The following is a 16937-nucleotide window of genomic DNA, read 5'->3' as shown; positions in this document are numbered from 1 at the left end:
TGATCGTTCACAACGACCAGGACTCCCGGTACACGTCCCGTTTGTATCGTTTTACTTTCCGCGAAGCTGCTTCAGGCAGCTTTCCAACGCGGCGACTTCCTCTTCGGCAAGCGGCTTCTGATAGTAGCGGTAGCGCTCGTAGCAGTCGGTAATGCGAACGGCCAACTGGATTCGGGCTTGGTCTGACCAGACTTGCGACACCCGGTTGAGGAACTCATGGCTTGTTTCGTGTTTTTCGATCTTGATGCCCTGAGCCGCCATGTATCGCAAAAATTGATAGTACAGGTAGCGGACACGGTCGTCTTTTGGGCCGAACCATTCATCGAACAGGCTGCGCAGACGGCTGCCGATGCCAGCTGAGACCGGTTCCGCCGGAGAAAGTGCAAAGACAGTAGCTGTAGACAGTGTGGCTGATACAGTCTCTTCCTTCTTGTCGGCAACGAAGCGGCGAAGCCAAATCTTCCGCGCCAGCCAGAAGACAAAAGCAATGGCCAGTGCCGCGGCTAAGTACGGCTGCAGCATCGAAAAGAGCGTTTCTCCGCCGCTTCCGCCCAGTTCTTCCGCCAACTGTTCACCTGACCCCTCTCCGTTGTTCAAGTTGTGGAACCGGTCGTCTTTTCCCAGCACGCCGGAGAGTCTGGCCGCCAGGTAAGCGATTAGCTCCAGCAGCGGCAAGAAAAGCGTGTACAGGAGATCTCCAAACGGCTGTTTGATCAGCGACCAGAGGAAAACGAGCAGCGTCAGGACCAGTCCTGCAGCCGTCGCATAGGCAGCCGTAAGCAGCGCTTTTGCGGCCAGCAGCTGCCCGCCAAGCCGGGCCAGCAGCGTCGGCGGAAGCGAGACGCCCGGCGGCTTTTCCCGTGTGAGAAACTCTCCCCAGCCAACGACGATATAGCTGCCGACAAGCAGGGTGAGCATGGCAAAAAACTCCTGATAGTCAGGCACGTCGCTTTGGTACAGCGAGACAAACATCACGACGTAGACGAGGTTGAAGATGTAGCCGAACATGGCCAGGATAAATCGCCGAAGCAGGTCGTGGTGGTACAGGCGAATCGTGACTACCGTATGGACGCGCCAGAAGAAAAGGCCGGCCAGCAACAGTCCGATTGCCCAGGAGTCGAACACCCAGGTGCAGAGCGCGCCGATGGCGGCCACCAGCGGGTAGAGCAGCAGATGCAGCACGATACTGTTGCCGCCGCCGTGGTACAGCCAGCCGCCGAGACTGAGGAGCAGCGTTGCAGCGAGTGAAAAGACGGCCACATCGAAAAAGCTGGCAGGCAGGCAGCCGAGCAGTAACAGCGCTCCGGCCACCAGTTGGGATTCCAGGCAAAACGCCAGCATGCAGCGAAAGAACAAGCTAGCCCTCACGGGAGATCCCTCCTGTTCCTGCAGGCGTGGGCTCGATGCGTCGGTACACGGCCTGATCACCCGATAGGTCCAGCAGGACGACGGTATGGCCCCGCCGGACCAGACGTCGCATCGCTTCGGCAGAAGCTTCATCGATCCGCGGCGATACGACCAGCACCGTTTCCCGCTGCTGCGTCTGTTCCAAGCGTCGAAGCACTCCAAAGAGCTGAGTCGGCATGTATTGATGCAAGCGGGCCAACTGCGTCATGACGTGAACGTGATGAGCCTTCCCGCTGCTTTTTGTCAGTTGGAAAAACTCTTTGCCGCGCTGCTTCACGTTGAGCAGCAGTTCATAGGGAAGCGACTGGCGGCGACAATGGACGGCAACAGCGGCCAGGTATGAGATGGTTCGCTCGTTCGTCTCGTCGTTGTACCGCTGCTGCAACGGCTCGAACGACGGCAGGATGTGTCCCACCACCTGCCAGCGGGGATGGGCGGTAAACTCAAACTGCCGCGTCTGCAAGCCGCCGGTCTTCGCGCTTGCTTTCCAGTCGACGTTCTTCAGCCGGTCTCCCGGCATGTAAGGGCGTATCCCCCGAAGAAAGGTCGGGTCTTCCTGCCGCCGCTGCCGGGAGAGGCGGCGTCCGAACGGTTCCGTTTCACCCAGAGAGAGCGGCGGGATGGGCAGCGGCAGCGGGTAGACAAGCAGGGAAAACGCGATGGGCAGGTGTACCGAACAATCCTCATTCGCAAACAGGTCGATCAGTTCGGCATGGACTTCCGTCAGCCACACCACGCCGCGACGGTGCGGTGTAAGCGTAAAGGACCGCTCGATTTGCCGGCGGCGGGGCAGGCTCAGCCAAAGCTGCACAACCGTTTGTTTGTTGCTTGGCTTTGCTTCGTCCGCTCCTTCCACCGTGACGTGTTCGGGCAGGGCAAAGCGGATGCGGCTGTAAGGCAGCGGCAGCCAGGAGCGGTTGGTCATCCGCACGGTGATGGTGACAGGGGTGCCGGGCATGACACGGCTTTGCTCTGCCTCCCATTCGACGTGAATAAAGTGCGGCAGACGCCTCAGCCACCAGCGGTGAAATTCGGTCATGAAAAAGAAAAATCCGCCGAACAGCCAGAGAAACCAGCTGCCGGAAACAAATCCGAACAGGCAAAACAGACTGCCAAGTACGTGAAACGTCTGCCGCGTGCTCATCTGCTGAACGCACCTTCTACCGGGGCAGGTACGGTATGGAGGATTTCCTCGATCACTTCCCGCTCCGTAATGTGCAGCTCCGCCTCCATTGTCAAGCGGATCCGGTGTGTGCAAAGGGCAGGCACTACCTGCTTGACGTCGTCAGGCAGTACATAGCGGCGGCCTTCCAGATAAGCGAAGGCCTGGGCGGCTCGAACCAGCGCCAGCATCGCCCGCGGACTGATGCCCGCTTCGACTGACTTGTGCTTACGGGTAGCCTCCGTCAAATCTAGCACGTAGTCTTCTACTGCGGAGCTGACGTGAATCGATTGCACCTCTCGCTGGATGGAGGCAATCTCCTCAACGCTGATGACCGGCTGAATTGCCTCCAGTGGTGACGCCTCGCGGAAGCGGCGAAGAATTTCCCGGGCGTCCTCCCGCGTTCCGTAACCGAGTGAAAGCTTGAACAAAAAGCGGTCCAGCTGCGCTTCCGGCAGCGGATAGGTGCCTTCCGATTCAATCGGGTTTTGCGTGGCCAGTACCAGCAACGTACGCGGGAGCGGCAGCGTCACGCCTTCGATTGTCGCCTGACGCTCTTCCATGCATTCCAACAGGCCGGATTGCGTGCGGGGAGTGGCGCGGTTGATTTCATCGGCAAGCAGCACATCGGCGAACACCGGTCCGCGCCGCAGCTCGAATTCGTTGGTTTTCGGATTGAAGTAGTGCAGGCCGACGACGTCGGACGGCAGCAGATCGGAGGTGAACTGCAGGCGGTTATAGGTTCCGCCGATCGCTTGGGCGAGCGACTTGGCCAAAACGGTTTTCCCCATGCCGGGGAGGTCCTCCAGCAGCACATGACCGCGGGCCAGGAGGGCAACCACCAGCAGGCGAACCTGCTGTTCCTTTCCTACAACCACGCGATTGACGGCTTCCATCAGGGCTTGAACGTTATGATGAGACATAGCGGCAACTCCTTTGCTTTCATAAAATTCAGATAGAGTCTATTATAAGTGTTCCATCCTAGTTTTCGCTAAATTTTAACAATTTTTTATATTGTTTTCCTCCTGCAAAAAACGGAAGTACGGCAGCATCATGCCGAGCAGTGAAACCGTGCAAATCAAGAGCCCCATGGCCGTATAAATGGGACGCACCCCGAGAGATTCGCCGAATTGGCTGCCGAGCCACACCCCGAGCGGCATGGTGATGCGGATGATCAGCAGCCGGACGGAGAAGACCCGGCCCAGCAAATGGTTGGGGACACTCCGTTGGTACAGGCTGGTGCTGTGCACGTGAAAAAACGGTGCGACGACACCGGCGGCAACTTCGATCATGATGGCCAGCCACACCTGATGGGTTAGACTCAAGGCAACAAAGGACAATCCGCCCAACAGCAGCGAACCCATCATGATGCGGCGCCGATTCACTCGGATGGTCCAGCTTCCGACCACGAGAGAGCCCAGAAAGTAGCCCAATGGGTATCCTGCCATGAACAATCCGTAGTGAAACGAGGTTCCCTGCAGGTCGTCGACCACGTAGGGGAGATTCAGTACCATGGTAATGCCGACGGCAAACTGCACAAACGAAAGGAAGATCCCCAGCCACAGGAGCGTCGGCTGCTCCCTGAACACACCGATGCCTGCCATAAACTGCGCGGCCCACGGCTCTTTCGAAGGAACCGGCTCTCCTTCGGCACGCTCCTGGTACAGGTGCAGAAGGACTCCGCTGAACGCGTAGGCCAAAGCAACGGCAAAAAGGGAAGCATGACCGCCGAATAAGGAGATGAACAAGCCTCCAACCGGGGGACCGACGATCATCATCAGGCGAAGGGTACCGTCCAGTGCTGCATTTGCTGGGGTGAGCTGTTCTTTCGGCAGCACGGATGGTAAAAAGGCAAGACTGGCCGGCACGTACAGCGGTTGGACCAAACCGTTTACCAGCGAAACGAGGTAAAGCGGCCAGGTACCGGTGTACGGCAGCGACAACAGAAAAAACGCGAGCAGAAACATCGCACCCCGAACCCAGTGGGAAACCATCATCACCCGCTTGCGGTTCCAGCGATCCAGATAGGGACCCGAGACCAGCTGAACCAGCAGGGATGGCAGAAAATAGACCAGCCACATGCCGCCGACGGCCGCTTTTGAGCCGGTCAGTTCGAACACCAGCCAGCCATTGGCGACCGTGCCGAGACTGCCGCCCAGCTCGGAGACGGCCTGTCCCGCCCAGATGGCGAGAAACGAGGGATTGCGAAACAGCCGGTTATGCATGGTCAGTCTCCGGGCGCTGCAGGAAACGTTGCCAGAGGGCAGGCAGCCGATCGAGCGCTGCCGGTTTGAGCGCGTATTTGTCACCGGAGACGGTGACCAGCTGGGCGGAGCGAAGCATGGAGAGATGATGATGCACGGTGGACTTGGCCAAGGCAAGCTTGTCCTTCAGCTCCTGCAGGCTGCGGTCCTGTTCCGCCAACAGTCGTACGATGCGAAGGCGATGCTCGTCACCCAGTGCTTTTAGAGACTGCACCAGCATCTGCGGCGGACGGTAGGGGTCGATCTCCCCGTACAGGCTCTCGTCGCTGACGGGAAAATAGAAGATCTTCGTCTGTTCGGCATCGGCCTGGATGTTCCAGGGGCGATAGATTGCATGGGGAATCAGCAGAACGCGCATCACACCGGGCTCCGGCGGATACTGAATGCCGCCCGTTGCCCACTCCACCAGGTCTTCCGGGGAAAGCTTCGACTGCATCGTTTGCTTTTGATCGACATCGCGTTCCAGAATTCGACGCAGGTCCTCTTCCATCGGCTCCACATGTGTCCGGTACCAGCCCTCCATCAGCACAGTCAGGTGGCGGCGCAGTTCTTCCACATCCGCCTCCGAGACAAAACGGATATAGGCGGGGAAAAATTTGTGTCCCCGACAAAAGCGGATCAGCTTCTCCGCTGAATCCCGGTCTCCACCGGCCGCCTCGCTTCTGGTTTCCTCCATGGCGGTGCCGAGGTAAGGAAGTGAGTGCCTGCGGAGTTCCACCGGATCGAGCTGTTTTACATAGTCGAGAAAGGTTCCGAGGTCGCCGAAGGCCTCCTGCTGCAAAAGCTGCAGCAGCGTTTTCCAGGTGTTGTGCTTCTGTGCGTAATGAACTTCACTTCGGATCGCGGGAGGCAGAGCCGTGATCATCTGCTCCCAATAGGAAGCGGGTTTTTCCAAAGTGGGATAGATCTGAGGATAAGTGGCGGCGGCAATGCCCAAAGCGGTTTCGAACAACGGCGAACAAGCAAATTCGACGCGATAGGTGGTACGTCCGTATGTCATGTCCAATACTCTCACGAATATCCAACCCTTTCCAGATCATGCTGCCATCATGCTATCATATTCGAATGAAATATTCTATATTTTTCGAATTACTTTTGGGTGGGATTGCCTCAACGGGCTGACCTCCCCATTGACATATTGAATGGGAGACAATTGAAAGTATTTTGAGATTGAAGGTGAGAGTGTATCCCTTTTATCTTCAGATGTGTGACATCGTGAACATGATGAAAATCAGAATGTGGAGGAATGAACGTGAAGAATTTCGCGATCGCATGGCAGGCTGCGTCATTCCCGAGTAAGCGGCAAAGCTGACTTGCCATGTCTGTCTGGGTCGAATCTACCAGAAAAGACAGGGAGTGTTCGACAATTTAAGTCTATTGTCACGGCGTTCCCCATACCGTAGTATTAAGACTGCTCGGTACATTTGTGGAAAATATTGGGGTTTGCTCCTGATGAGTGATTTCCTGAAAGAAATTCGGTTGTATCTGTTCATCTACCAGTGGTTTATTTTTTTGTCCATTTTTCTCTTTTACTTGAAGGCTGCCGATCACCATTACGGGTTTTTTTATGTGCTGATCGGTCTCTACCTCGTGTACACGCTTATCTTTTGCTATGCCTATCCGCGAAAATCCTGGCTGTTGCTTGGCCTCTTCGACTTAAGCATCGCTCTCTACATCATCGTGCAGACCGGCAAATGGAACAGCCCGTTTATGTTGTATGCGTACACCACCCTGCTTTGGCTTGGACTCGTCGTCCGTACGGATCGTTTCGTCACCGTTGTCCTGCTGTTTCTTGTTGCCTACTTTATCCTCCCAGCCATCTTTCCGAATGAATTGCTGCTTCCCTCTCCCTTGCTCGATCAACTTCGCTTCATGCTTGATGTGATCACCTGGTCCGGCCTGGCCTTTCTGTTCGTCGCTGTTCTGAAAAACACCAAGAAGCTGTATGGTTCCTTTTTCCGCTTGTGTCTGTTCCAAAACCGTCTGGCGCAACTGGAGCAGCCGGCTGAGGTCTGTGAGTTGACGGAAAAACTGGTAAAGCGGGTCTTGGGCAGCCGGCATGCCCATCTCTGTCTTTTTCAGGAATGGGAGCTGGACGGCGACTGGAGGCGGCAGTTTTTCCTGCACAGTCTGCTTGAGGCAGGGGCAGAGTCTTTTGACAAGCCGGGAACGATCCGCCTCACCGATTTCATGGGCAAGGAGTCAGCCTACTTTTCCTTTCCCTTGTGGTTTGAGCAGCAAAGCTGGGGAGTGCTGCTGGTACAGTCGGAGAAACGGGAAGGTCCCTCCCGCTGGCAGCAGTTGTGGTTGAAAATGGTCACGGCAATCGTCATTCACCAGCGCAAGCAAATCCGCCGTCAGTACGATCAGGCTCGGACGCTGCACCAGGAGATGCAAAAAAAACTGGCTCAGGACATGCACGACGGGCTGGCGCAGCAGTTGTTTTTTTTGTCCGCACAGCTTTTTCAAATCAAGCAAAGTCTTCCTCCAGACTGGTCGGAGCGGCTTGGTTCCAAAATCGAGCAGATGGAGCAGCGGATACAGTGGTGCCACGGAGAAGTGCGCAGCACCATTACCCATCTTCGCGACAATCGACATTCCAGTCATATTTTCGATGCTGTCGAGCAATTATTAAAACGTATGACTTTGGGAGCAGACATCCACGTGGACTACTCGACAAGGGGGCGCATAACGGAAGAACATTTGCCGGTCATGGATGCGGTATACCGCATCGTTGAAGAGGCGACAGCCAATGTGTTGAAGCATGCCAAGGCGTCGGTGCTTCAGGTGAGTGTGGATGCGTCGCCTGTCCAGTATACGGTCAGGGTAAAAGACAACGGCATCGGATTCCTCATCGAAACGGTGAAACAGGAGCGCTACGGCGTCATGGGAATGAGAGAACGGGTGGCCAAGGCAGGCGGTACGCTGCACATTCTCTCCAAACCGAACGAGGGCACGGAAATCGTGGCAATTATCCCGAGAAAGGCGGTGGAAATGTATGGATAAGGTGCAATTGCTCCTGGCTGACGATCATCGCATCGTACGAGAAGGGTTCAAAATGATCCTGGAAAGCTCGTCCCGCTACACTGTGGCAGCGGAAGCGGGCGACGGCGACGAATTGTTCGCGAAGGCGATGAGCGTCAAACCGGACCTGATCGTGTCCGATCTGAAAATGCCAGGGACTTCCATCATCGAGAATTGCAAGAAAATCAAGGAACATTTGCCGAATGTGAAAGTATTGATTTTGACGGCATTCGACGAGAGCGAGGACGTTTTTCGTGCTCTGGATGCCAACATCGACGGGTACATCATGAAGGACACGGTTCCGGAACAGATTCTGACGACCATGGATATGGTTCTGATGGGCTATTCCTGCTTCCAATCGAAGCTGCAGCGCAAGAAAAAAGAAGAGGCGGAGATTGCCTTCACCGAACGGGAACAGGAAATTTTCCAGCTGATCGTGGAAAACCTGAGCAATCAGGAAATTTCACAAAAGCTGTTCATCTCGGAGGCCACCGTCAAAACCCATGTGAGCAGCATTTTGCGAAAAACGGGCCAAACCAACCGGTCCCAAGCGGTATTGTACGCCCTGAAAAAGGGATATGTGAAAGTTCCATCCTAACCAGATCGTGAGGTAGCGCATGCAGAGAGTAAACGATACGAGGCAACTGGCTAATCGTATTTTGTTCTGGATGGCTGTATTGGTTACGGCTCAGTTCGCCGTGGCATACGCCATGATTGCGGCAGGCATCGTGAAGCATTCCGGGACGTACATGGTAGGTCTGTTCATATGCACCGCCGTCTTTTGGATCGCCTATGTTCTGCAGCGAAGGCAAATTGGGGAAGGCGGATATTCCATCCATCTCACCGCCTTTCTCTGTTTGTCTCTGATTACGTTTGTCGGACTGTATAATCCTTATCGATTCGATGAAATTTGGGTCATCTTCCTGCTGTATCCGATCGGGATCAGCCTGTTTCACGACAAATCGGCGTTCGTTGTCTGGGGGACGTTATCCTACGCTCTGTACGGTTTATTGGCGATTTTTGATCCCTCCGTCTCGGAAGCCGTTGATGTATACAATCGCTGCTTTATTGCGCTCGCCAGCTTGATGCTCGCCTGCATCGCGTTTGCCACGCTGACCCAGCTTAAGAACTCGCACGGCCAGGTGGCGGAGGACCGGACGCGTGAATACGTCATCACCATGCTGCAAACGCTGATTCCCATCGTGGAGCGAAAGTCTCAGTCCAGCAGCAAGGAGATCGAGCAGATGAGCCGGCTGATGAAGCGTGTGTTGAAGGAATTCCCCCAGGAGGAAATACACGATTGGGAGATCAAGCTCATCTCGATCCTGCACTTCGTCAGCCGGATCAAATGGCCGGATTACGTCTTCGAAAAGGAAGAAAAGCTGACTGACCACGAGTACAAAATCGTTCAGGAACACTGCTTCATCGGCGGAGACTTGTTCAAGAAAGGACCTGATTTTGATCGGGTGGTAAAAGCACTGCAGTACCATCACGAGCGATTCGACGGAACCGGATACCCGTATCAGCTGAAGGGAGAATCGATTCCGCTGGTGTCGCAGATTTTAGGGATTGTGGAGAGTTTTATGGCGATGACGACGTCCCGTGCGTACCGGGAAGCATTGACGCCGGAAGAAGCCTTCGAAGAGATTCGCGCCATGGCCGGCAGCGTTTACGACGGTCGTATCGTCGAGGCGCTGGAAAAAGTACTGCGAATTCAAACCGCGTCCCCTAACATCTCGACCGGAGTCCCCCCCATGGTTGGATAAAACATCAGACTGACGGTTGAGAAAGAATAGCTCCTGCACCGATACGAAAGACCGTCCCCCATCTGCTATGGTAGAGAAAACCAGGATGGGGGGCGATTTTTTGCTACGAAAAACATGTACGCGCTGTGACAAGCGGTCCTTCAGCAGCGACGCCTCCAACCGCTGGATATGCCCGTACTGTCAAAAAGACCTTACCCATGTGCTGGCAGAGCCGTCGGAGATGCGCTGCCGACGTTGGCCGCTGCGCGTGTTCAAGCTGATCCGAAGCAGAAACAGTTGAGAGAGTGATCATTCTACAGGAGGCGGTTCTTCCGTCGCTTGGCTGGAAGAAGCCGCCTCCTTTCCGTATCTCATACTCAAGTATGAGCCCCCCTCATCCCCCCGGGCAAAATATATCCCCCGAACGGGAGAGAACAGTCCTCCCGTTGATGGAAGATAGCCGGGTACGATCTTCGTACAATGGGGGAGAGAGGTGGTAGGCGTGAATCGTGTGTGGACAAAACGAGTGGGGCAGTGTTTGCTGGGGCTGTTTGTCCTGGGCAACGTCTTCCTGTTCGCGACCAGCAAATGGAACAGCGACCATATGCCCGGCCTTTTCCATTGGCGCATCCTGTCCGTCATGACAGGCAGCATGTCGCCTGCGATCGATGCCGGAGACATGGTGATCGTCGTGAGCTACCGGGGAGCACAGCCGCAGGTTGGCGATATCGTCACCTACTGGAAAGACCAGACGGCCCGATCCCTGATCACCCACCGCGTCGTCCAGCGTCTGGAGAACGGATTTATCCAGACTCGCGGCGATGCCAATCACGAGGCGGACGGTGGATGGACAGACCCGGCCCACATTGTGGGGAAAGTGGTGTTTACCCTGCCGTACGCTGCAAATGTACAGCGTTTTTTACAGCACCCGATGGTGTTGTTGGGACTTCTGGCCGCGCTCGCCTATACGAGCTATCGCAAAGGGCGGCGGCCCATACAGGAAACTTCGTGCCAAACCGCTACCGTTGAGGGGGATAAGTGATGATCAAGTTTGATTATGAACAGGTGAAAAATTGGCCGTGGAAGCGGATCATGATCGGTACGGCTGTCATCTCGTCGATCGCAGCCAGTTCCAGCTTCGGTACGTATGCGTACTTTACCAGCCAGGTAAACGAGTCGACCGCCTTTGCGGCAGGCAAGCTGGAAATCGCGTTGGGTACGACATCGGCTACGTTTAAAGCAGAAGCAGATCAGCCGTTTCTGCCGGGGGTTCGCTTTGAGAAGGATCTGGCTGTGGAAAACAACAGCGACGTCCCTGTGAAGTACGCGCTGCTGGCAGAGAAGAAAAGCGGCGATGACGTCGTCTACAACCAGCTGGTAGTGGAGATTGAGCGTGACGGGGACTTGCTTTATCGCGGACGGGTCAGCCAGCTGTCGCAGGCCAACGTGGTCATCCCGGAACTGGCTGAGGGCCATAGCGATCCGCTTCACTATACGGTCTACCTGCCGGAGAGCACAGGCAACGAGGTGCAGCAAAAAACAGCCGAGGTGGATTTCGGCTTCCTGGCCACCCAGCAGGATAACGGTGAGTACTTCGCCCAGAAAGGCCCGGTCATGACCTTCACGCCGGAAAATTTGAATGGCAGGACGCTGCAGGAAACGCTGTCAGCAATGGGTGACAATGCGGAGGGATTGACTTTTGTGCTGGCAGATGGCGCCTATGATCTGGGCAGCGTTGAGATGAACAGTAACATCACCTGGAAGGCAGCGAACGGCAAAGACGCCAAGGTCGTGATAAAGGCGGACGATCTGCGCGTCAAGAATGCCTCGTTTGAAAACATCACGTTCGACGGAAGCGGCGTAATCGCAGAGTCCAACGTGAGCTTCAGCAACTGTGTGTTTGACGGGGCTTCCATTCAAACGGCGGAGGCAAAGGAAGGTACGCTGGAGAACTTGACGGTGAAAAACAGCAGATTCGTCGGAGCGGATCATGCGATTGTGCTGAATCAAGCGATAACCGCTGTTCTGGTGGACGGCAATACATTTGAAGGTGTCGAGCACGCGCTTGTCGTAGCCAATGACAAGGCGACGCAGGTACAGATCGTCAACAACGACTTCAAAGGCGTAAGCAAGTACGCGGTGGAAAGCAACGGTGTCCGGGTAGGTGATGGCATTGACGGATTTACGGAGATCGCGAAGGAAGGCAAGAAACCGCTGGCTCTCCATCTGCGCCAGGCCGATTTCTACCTCGAAAACAACGAGTATGGCAAGTAATTCGAGAACGATGCGTGCCCGTGCCGCCCGTAAATCGTTCGGCATGAGAGACAAATTCATGAGCGGCGTCTTTTTGGTCGGCGTGACGTTTTCACTCTGGGTACAGCCGTCCGGCACGTACAGCTGGATGTGGAACGAGGCCAGGGATACCGTCCATCAGTTTGTGGTCGGGCTGCTGGACATATCGGAGAGCCAGTACGGTGACCAGTGGAAAGTGGTGGAGGGCGGCAGCCAGACGGTCGACCTCTCCAGAATGATCCCGGGGGACGCCCGGCAGCTTAGCGCCACGCTAAAAAAAGGAAACAGCGACCTGGATTTTGACTACAAGATTGTTGCCGAGCTGAAAGACGTGCGAAAACAGGGACACGCGCAGAAGTTGGAGGAAGTGCTGCGCGTCAAGATTGAGCTGGGCAAGGACGTTCTCTACGACGGACTCATACGCGATTTGAATCGAGGTACCACCGTGAAGCAGGGGAACCCGACGGAAGACAGATTGACCCCGCAGGAGCCGGACCGAGAGTTTCAGATCACCGTTTATCTGCCGGAAGACGGGGTAAATGCGTCCTACCAGGCGCTTGCTGCAGAGCTGCAGCTAAGCTTCCTGGCCAAACAGGCGACGCCCAACTCCATTTATGCCGAGTAAGGGGAGGGAATGTGTTGAGAAAGTCCGTATTATATCTCGCTACGATATCCTCCCTGTTCTATCTGTTTCAGCTGGAAGGAACCACGGCGTTTTTGACCAGTGAAAAGAAGCATGCTTCTGCTGTATCTACCGGAACGAATCAGGATGTGTTTGTGACGGAAGCGAAGCAGTTGGTGTTGAAGACGGAAGTCTTTAAGAAGGTCAAGATTACGAAGAAGAAAAAAGAAGGCGCAGGACCCTCCAAACCGGGAGAGGACATAGAGACCGACGTCAAGGTTACAATTCAGCGGGGGGCGGATTGGATCACCCTGTTTCCGCAGCGTCCCCATCTCGATTTGGAAGTGGAGAACTTTACGGTTACCGGTGCCGCAGAAGATGACGTGAAGATCGAAAAGGTGGAGTCGGAGGACGGCGAGGGCATCACCTTTAAAGTGTACCATGACGACAAAGCTATCGGACGGAAAAACAAGACGGTAACGGGGCAGCTGCATGTAACGGCCTTGGGCGGCTTTTATCATCAGATGGTGCCGATTACGGTCCAGACCACGTACCGGGAGAAGACGGATGTGGAGGAGGTCGTGGTGCCCGATCCGACGGGGCCTACTCCGGATGTTCCGACTACGCCAACCACTCCGGGTACGCCGCCGACAACGCCAGATACGCCGCCGTCACCCCCACCTGCGGACGATTCCACGACCCCGCCGCCTCCCGCAACTGATACACCGACAGAGCCGCCAACACCGCCATTAGGCGAGGAGGGCAGCCCAATGGATTCACAAGCAATCCAACCCAGCGACTGAGTTGCTGGGTTTTCTCTTTGCGAGTAGGAGAACAGAGTCATACTTCAGTATGAGGTCATTCCCACCTGATGAAGGAAGTTAGCGTCATGTAAACCTCGTAAAATAAAGTTACTGAACAGAATGAGGAAAGAGAGGAATGTTTACGTGGCTATTCTTAAAAAAGTGGTTTCAGTTGCAACAACGCTTTTTCTCGTTCTTGTGATTGCACTCTGCGGGTTCCTGTTCATGGGGAAAATCAACGGCGGCAAGACAACCTTGTTTGGAAACGAGCTCATGGTGGTGTTAAGCGGCTCGATGGCCCCTACTTTCAATACAGGAAGTATCGTAGCGGTGAAAGCGGTTCCGATTGAGGAGATACAAAAAGGGGATATCGTCACATTCAAAGACAAGGATAATGTTACAGTCACGCACCGTGTGGTTGATATTCAAAAAGGGAAACTCAACACCAAAGGGGACGCAAATGATGGGAATGACGCGAATCCGATAACGCCAGATCGGGTGATAGGAAAAGTACAGTATTGGGTCCCCCTTGTGGGTTATCTGATCAGCTTTGTACAATCCAAGACAGGCATGTTGCTCTTTTTGACGGTGCCAGGTGTCTATTTAATCATCAGTCAGATCTGGAAGCTGTACAGGCTGATGAAAGAGGCCGAAAAAACGGATTCCGGCGATCTCAACACCCAGTCACAGAAATAAAGATCATAATCCGGCTGCCATGCAAGGGCAGCCTTTTCCATTAACACTCCTAAGGCAAAAACTCAACCTGAAGATGTATATGCGTAATGTGCAAATCACAGATAAAATTGTATGGAGAATACTACCAAATAGGAAGGGGGTGAAACCTTGTGATGAAATGGAAAAGGACTATGCTTACGTCTGCTCTCGTGTTCAGCATGTCAGTCCCCATGTCAGTCCATGCTGTTAGTAATCCTGAACCGCCAACCAAAGCGTATAAAAAGGAAAATGAAGTTCTAAAGCAAGATCTTCAAACGTTTATTAAACAATTGCAACAAAAACTTGCAAAAAAGGAAATTACCCTAGAACAATTTCGGGAACAAATGCTAAATTGGTTTAAACTAAATATACCTGAGGGTATAGATGATGATGTGCTGAAGCAGAATAAGAGGAAAACGTAACACTCTTTATGGTTGTATATGCCGGGGCTGTCCCACAAGTCTAGCTTAGACTAAGGGATCGCCCCGTTTTTTCGTTTAGTGATAAAAGTTGCCTTCAGGTGTAGAGTCCTTAGAATTGCCTGGTGCAAGAGGATGGGGATAGTATGTGAGGTTGCATGAACCGTACCTGCGGGATGAAGTGGACTCCTCCTTCAGTATGAGGACATAAGAGGATGAGTTGTAGCGTCGTTTCAACCATCCCATGCTCTTTTTTCAACCTGACGCAGGAAGTTGAAACCAGGAAAAAACCGTAAGATTAAAACTGTGAACGGTACTTGATACCGAAAAAACAATGGGAGGAATTATCAATGAATCTGAAAAAACAATTTGCTATGACTCTGGCATCGGTTGGTTTGGGTGCAGCACTCATCGGCGGAGGAACTTTCGCATACTTTAACGATACGGCTCAAATCGAAAACACCATGGCAATGGGAACCTTGGATTTGTCTGTTAATCCATCTACCGTATTCAATCTTTCAAACATGAAGCCGGGTGACTGGGTAAACGGATCGTACACAATCGCGAACACCGGTGAATTGGATATTGCAAAAGTATTGTTGTCTACGTCTTATAACGTAACTGATAATGGTTTGCCGAACGGTTCTGAGGACATTGGCGAACACATCTTCGTAAACTGCAAAGTAAACACTGACCACGGTGAAGTCATCGTATTTAACAAATCGCTAGCTGAACTGGCAGAATTAACCGAAGATAACCGTCCAGACCTCATCGATTGGGACGGAGAAGGCCATCTGCCAGTAGAGGATATTGACGACATTGTGTTCAACATTGAGTTCAGAGACAATGGTGACAATCAAAACGTCTTCCAAGGCGACGAAGTTGCACTGACATGGACGTTTGAAGCAACACAAACAGATGGCGAAGACCTCACTGACTAATCTGACTCTTTAATCATAGGATCGTTTTACAAAAGGTGGGTTTTGTGCCCGCCTTTTTGTAATTTAAAAGCCAAGAGATATCGATTGTGTACTGAACAAAAAAAACAAGCAAAAACACCTCCCTGAATCGTTTGAGAAGATTCAGGGAGGTGTCTAATTTAGGTTCAAAACTTCACTCTCCAGTAGTTGTTATTTCAAATTGTTCCACCGCGATCTCCAACGCCTGCTCCAAATCGCCGATGATATCCTCAATCGCCTCGGTCCCAACCGACAGGCGAATCAGCCCCGGCGTAACGCCGGCCGCCCGCTGCTCGGCCTCCGACATCTGCTGGTGAGTCGTGCTCGCCGGGTGGATAATCAGCGACTTGGAGTCGCCCACGTTGGCCAGATGGGAGAACAGCTGCGCCGACTCGATCAGCTTCCGGCCTGCTTCCACTCCGCCTTTCACTTCAAACGTCAGGATCGCACCTGCCCCTTTTGGCAGGTATTTTTGCGCCAGCTCATAATGCTTGTCGCCCTCCAGACCGGGGTAGCTGACCCATTCCACGTCGGGGTGCTGCGCCAGGAATTTGGCGACGGCGAGGGCGTTTTGGCTGTGCCGCTCGACGCGCAGGTGCAGCGTCTCCAACCCTTGCAGGAACAGGAACGAGTTGAACGGTGCCACCGCGGCGCCGATGTCTCGCTGCAGCTGAACGCGCGCCTTGATGATATATGCCAGGTTGCCGACCGCCTCTGTGTAGACCACACCGTGGTAGCTCGGGTCCGGCGTGGTCAGTCCGGGGAACTTGCCGTTGGTCCAGTCAAATTTGCCGGAGTCAACGATGATGCCGCCGATGGCCGTGCCGTGCCCGCCGATAAATTTGGTGGTGGAATGGACGACGATGTCTGCCCCATGGTCAAACGGACGGCAGAGAATGGGGGTGGCAAAGGTATTGTCCACGATCAGAGGTACGCCGTGCTCATGGGCGATGTCGGCGATCGCTTCGATGTCAGCCACGTCAATACGCGGATTGCCGATCGTTTCGCAGAAGAGAGCTTTGGTTTTGTCGGTAATCTTTTCGCGGAAGTTCTCCGGATTGGACTGATCGACAAAATGAACGGTGATGCCCAGCTTCGGCAGGGTGTGGGCAAACAGATTGTAGGTGCCGCCGTAAAGGCTGCTGGAGGCTACAATATCGTCGCCTGCTTGAGCGATGTTGAGGATGGCAAAGGTAATAGCCGCCTGCCCGGACGCTGTGGCGAGAGCGCCGACGCCGCCTTCCAGCAGGGCAACACGCTTCTCAAACACGTCCTGCGTGGGGTTCATGATGCGCGTGTAGATGTTCCCGAATTCCTTCAATCCAAACAGATTGGCGGCGTGCTCCGTATCGCGGAAGACGTAGGAGGTGGTTTGGTAAATCGGTACGGCGCGTGAGCCTGTTACCGGATCGGGCTCCTGACCTCCGTGCAAAGCAAGTGTTTCTGGCTTCCACTGTTGATTGGCTGACATGTACATCTCCCTCTCTTGATAAAAAATGAAAAGCCTTCTTCTGAGTAGAAGAAGG

Annotated in this window: 17 protein-coding genes; 11 read left to right on the top strand and 6 right to left on the bottom strand. The window is 54.1% G+C overall.

Translation table 11 applies throughout. The features are described 5' to 3' along the window. Positions 1–51 precede the first annotated feature (51 nt). From ACE99V_RS10570 to ACE99V_RS10550, 5 genes are all read right to left on the bottom strand, one after another. Positions 52–1368, bottom strand: a complete 1317-nt coding sequence (locus ACE99V_RS10570) for a DUF4129 domain-containing protein (RefSeq protein ID WP_400491044.1) — start codon at positions 1366–1368, stop codon at positions 52–54. Beyond that, positions 1358–2551 (bottom strand): DUF58 domain-containing protein, encoded by a 1194-nt coding sequence (locus ACE99V_RS10565; protein ID WP_400491043.1) that lies wholly within the window; start codon positions 2549–2551, stop codon positions 1358–1360. Before ACE99V_RS10565 ends, ACE99V_RS10570 begins: the two co-directional genes overlap by 11 nt. Further along, the gene (locus ACE99V_RS10560; RefSeq protein WP_400491042.1) at positions 2548–3492 is read right to left on the bottom strand and encodes an AAA family ATPase; all 945 of its coding nucleotides are present in this window, start codon (positions 3490–3492) and stop codon (positions 2548–2550) included. Before ACE99V_RS10560 ends, ACE99V_RS10565 begins: the two co-directional genes overlap by 4 nt. A 75-nt stretch (positions 3493–3567) precedes the next feature. Next, the gene (locus tag ACE99V_RS10555; protein WP_400491041.1) at positions 3568–4794 is read right to left on the bottom strand and encodes an MFS transporter; all 1227 of its coding nucleotides are present in this window, start codon (positions 4792–4794) and stop codon (positions 3568–3570) included. Then, positions 4787–5833, bottom strand: a complete 1047-nt coding sequence (locus tag ACE99V_RS10550; RefSeq protein WP_400491040.1) for an ArsR/SmtB family transcription factor — start codon at positions 5831–5833, stop codon at positions 4787–4789. Before ACE99V_RS10550 ends, ACE99V_RS10555 begins: the two co-directional genes overlap by 8 nt. Positions 5834–6285: 452 nt before the next feature. Here ACE99V_RS10550 and ACE99V_RS10545 point away from each other — a divergent pair, with 452 nt between their 5' ends. The 11 genes from ACE99V_RS10545 to ACE99V_RS10495 all read left to right on the top strand — a co-directional run bounded on the left by ACE99V_RS10545 (position 6286) and on the right by ACE99V_RS10495 (position 15393). Continuing rightward, positions 6286–7839, top strand: a complete 1554-nt coding sequence (locus ACE99V_RS10545; protein ID WP_400491039.1) for a sensor histidine kinase — start codon at positions 6286–6288, stop codon at positions 7837–7839. Next, positions 7832–8455, top strand: a complete 624-nt coding sequence (locus ACE99V_RS10540; RefSeq protein ID WP_400491038.1) for a response regulator transcription factor — start codon at positions 7832–7834, stop codon at positions 8453–8455. Before ACE99V_RS10545 ends, ACE99V_RS10540 begins: the two co-directional genes overlap by 8 nt. A 19-nt stretch (positions 8456–8474) precedes the next feature. Continuing rightward, the gene (locus ACE99V_RS10535) at positions 8475–9623 is read left to right on the top strand and encodes an HD-GYP domain-containing protein (RefSeq protein WP_400491037.1); all 1149 of its coding nucleotides are present in this window, start codon (positions 8475–8477) and stop codon (positions 9621–9623) included. 100 nt (positions 9624–9723) lie between these two features. After that, positions 9724–9903, top strand: coding sequence for a hypothetical protein (locus ACE99V_RS10530; protein ID WP_400491036.1), 180 nt, complete (start codon positions 9724–9726; stop codon positions 9901–9903). Between the two features lie 201 nt (positions 9904–10104). Continuing rightward, positions 10105–10644 carry a signal peptidase I gene (locus tag ACE99V_RS10525; RefSeq protein ID WP_400491035.1) on the top strand — a complete coding sequence of 180 codons (540 nt, stop codon included), beginning with the start codon at positions 10105–10107 and terminating at the stop codon, positions 10642–10644. Then, positions 10644–11876 carry a right-handed parallel beta-helix repeat-containing protein gene (locus ACE99V_RS10520; RefSeq protein ID WP_400491034.1) on the top strand — a complete coding sequence of 411 codons (1233 nt, stop codon included), beginning with the start codon at positions 10644–10646 and terminating at the stop codon, positions 11874–11876. The genes ACE99V_RS10525 and ACE99V_RS10520 overlap by 1 nt, the downstream gene beginning before the upstream one ends. Next, a complete protein-coding gene (locus ACE99V_RS10515; protein WP_400491033.1) occupies positions 11866–12519 on the top strand; it encodes a hypothetical protein in 654 nt (217 codons plus the stop codon). Before ACE99V_RS10520 ends, ACE99V_RS10515 begins: the two co-directional genes overlap by 11 nt. 14 nt (positions 12520–12533) lie before the next feature. Then, a complete protein-coding gene (locus tag ACE99V_RS10510) occupies positions 12534–13319 on the top strand; it encodes a hypothetical protein (protein ID WP_400491032.1) in 786 nt (261 codons plus the stop codon). Positions 13320–13463: 144 nt separating this feature from the next. Further along, a complete protein-coding gene (locus ACE99V_RS10505) occupies positions 13464–14015 on the top strand; it encodes a signal peptidase I (RefSeq protein WP_400491031.1) in 552 nt (183 codons plus the stop codon). A 149-nt stretch (positions 14016–14164) separates the two neighbouring features. Further along, on the top strand, positions 14165–14455 hold the full coding sequence (locus tag ACE99V_RS10500) for a hypothetical protein (protein ID WP_400491030.1): 291 nt from the start codon (positions 14165–14167) through the stop codon (positions 14453–14455). Between the two features lie 347 nt (positions 14456–14802). Beyond that, a complete protein-coding gene (locus ACE99V_RS10495) occupies positions 14803–15393 on the top strand; it encodes a TasA family protein (protein WP_400491029.1) in 591 nt (196 codons plus the stop codon). A 172-nt stretch (positions 15394–15565) separates the two neighbouring features. Here the strand turns inward: ACE99V_RS10495 and ACE99V_RS10490 are convergent, their stop codons facing one another. Beyond that, positions 15566–16882 carry a homocysteine synthase gene (locus ACE99V_RS10490; protein WP_400491028.1) on the bottom strand — a complete coding sequence of 439 codons (1317 nt, stop codon included), beginning with the start codon at positions 16880–16882 and terminating at the stop codon, positions 15566–15568. Positions 16883–16937 lie beyond the last annotated feature (55 nt).

It is taken from the genome of Brevibacillus soli, from assembly GCF_044759095.2.
In the GTDB taxonomy this organism is placed as follows: Bacteria; Bacillota; Bacilli; order Brevibacillales; family Brevibacillaceae; genus JBIYSM02.
The sequence above is the reverse complement of the archived record's forward strand: the minus strand, read 5'-3'. Positions and strand labels throughout refer to the sequence as shown.

What these genes read in the sequence shown, in the direction of transcription:
- ACE99V_RS10565 (WP_400491043.1), bottom strand. Translation starts at nt 2,551, where the DNA reads ATGAGCACGCGGCAGACGTTTCACGTACTTGGCAGTCTGTTTTGCCTG.
- ACE99V_RS10560 (WP_400491042.1), bottom strand. Translation starts at nt 3,492, where the DNA reads ATGTCTCATCATAACGTTCAAGCCCTGATGGAAGCCGTCAATCGCGTG.
- ACE99V_RS10555 (WP_400491041.1), bottom strand. Translation starts at nt 4,794, where the DNA reads ATGCATAACCGGCTGTTTCGCAATCCCTCGTTTCTCGCCATCTGGGCG.
- ACE99V_RS10550 (WP_400491040.1), bottom strand. Translation starts at nt 5,833, where the DNA reads ATGACATACGGACGTACCACCTATCGCGTCGAATTTGCTTGTTCGCCG.
- ACE99V_RS10545 (WP_400491039.1), top strand. Translation starts at nt 6,286, where the DNA reads ATGAGTGATTTCCTGAAAGAAATTCGGTTGTATCTGTTCATCTACCAG.
- ACE99V_RS10540 (WP_400491038.1), top strand. Translation starts at nt 7,832, where the DNA reads ATGGATAAGGTGCAATTGCTCCTGGCTGACGATCATCGCATCGTACGA.
- ACE99V_RS10535 (WP_400491037.1), top strand. Translation starts at nt 8,475, where the DNA reads ATGCAGAGAGTAAACGATACGAGGCAACTGGCTAATCGTATTTTGTTC.
- ACE99V_RS10520 (WP_400491034.1), top strand. Translation starts at nt 10,644, where the DNA reads ATGATCAAGTTTGATTATGAACAGGTGAAAAATTGGCCGTGGAAGCGG.
- ACE99V_RS10515 (WP_400491033.1), top strand. Translation starts at nt 11,866, where the DNA reads ATGGCAAGTAATTCGAGAACGATGCGTGCCCGTGCCGCCCGTAAATCG.
- ACE99V_RS10495 (WP_400491029.1), top strand. Translation starts at nt 14,803, where the DNA reads ATGAATCTGAAAAAACAATTTGCTATGACTCTGGCATCGGTTGGTTTG.
- ACE99V_RS10490 (WP_400491028.1), bottom strand. Translation starts at nt 16,882, where the DNA reads ATGTCAGCCAATCAACAGTGGAAGCCAGAAACACTTGCTTTGCACGGA.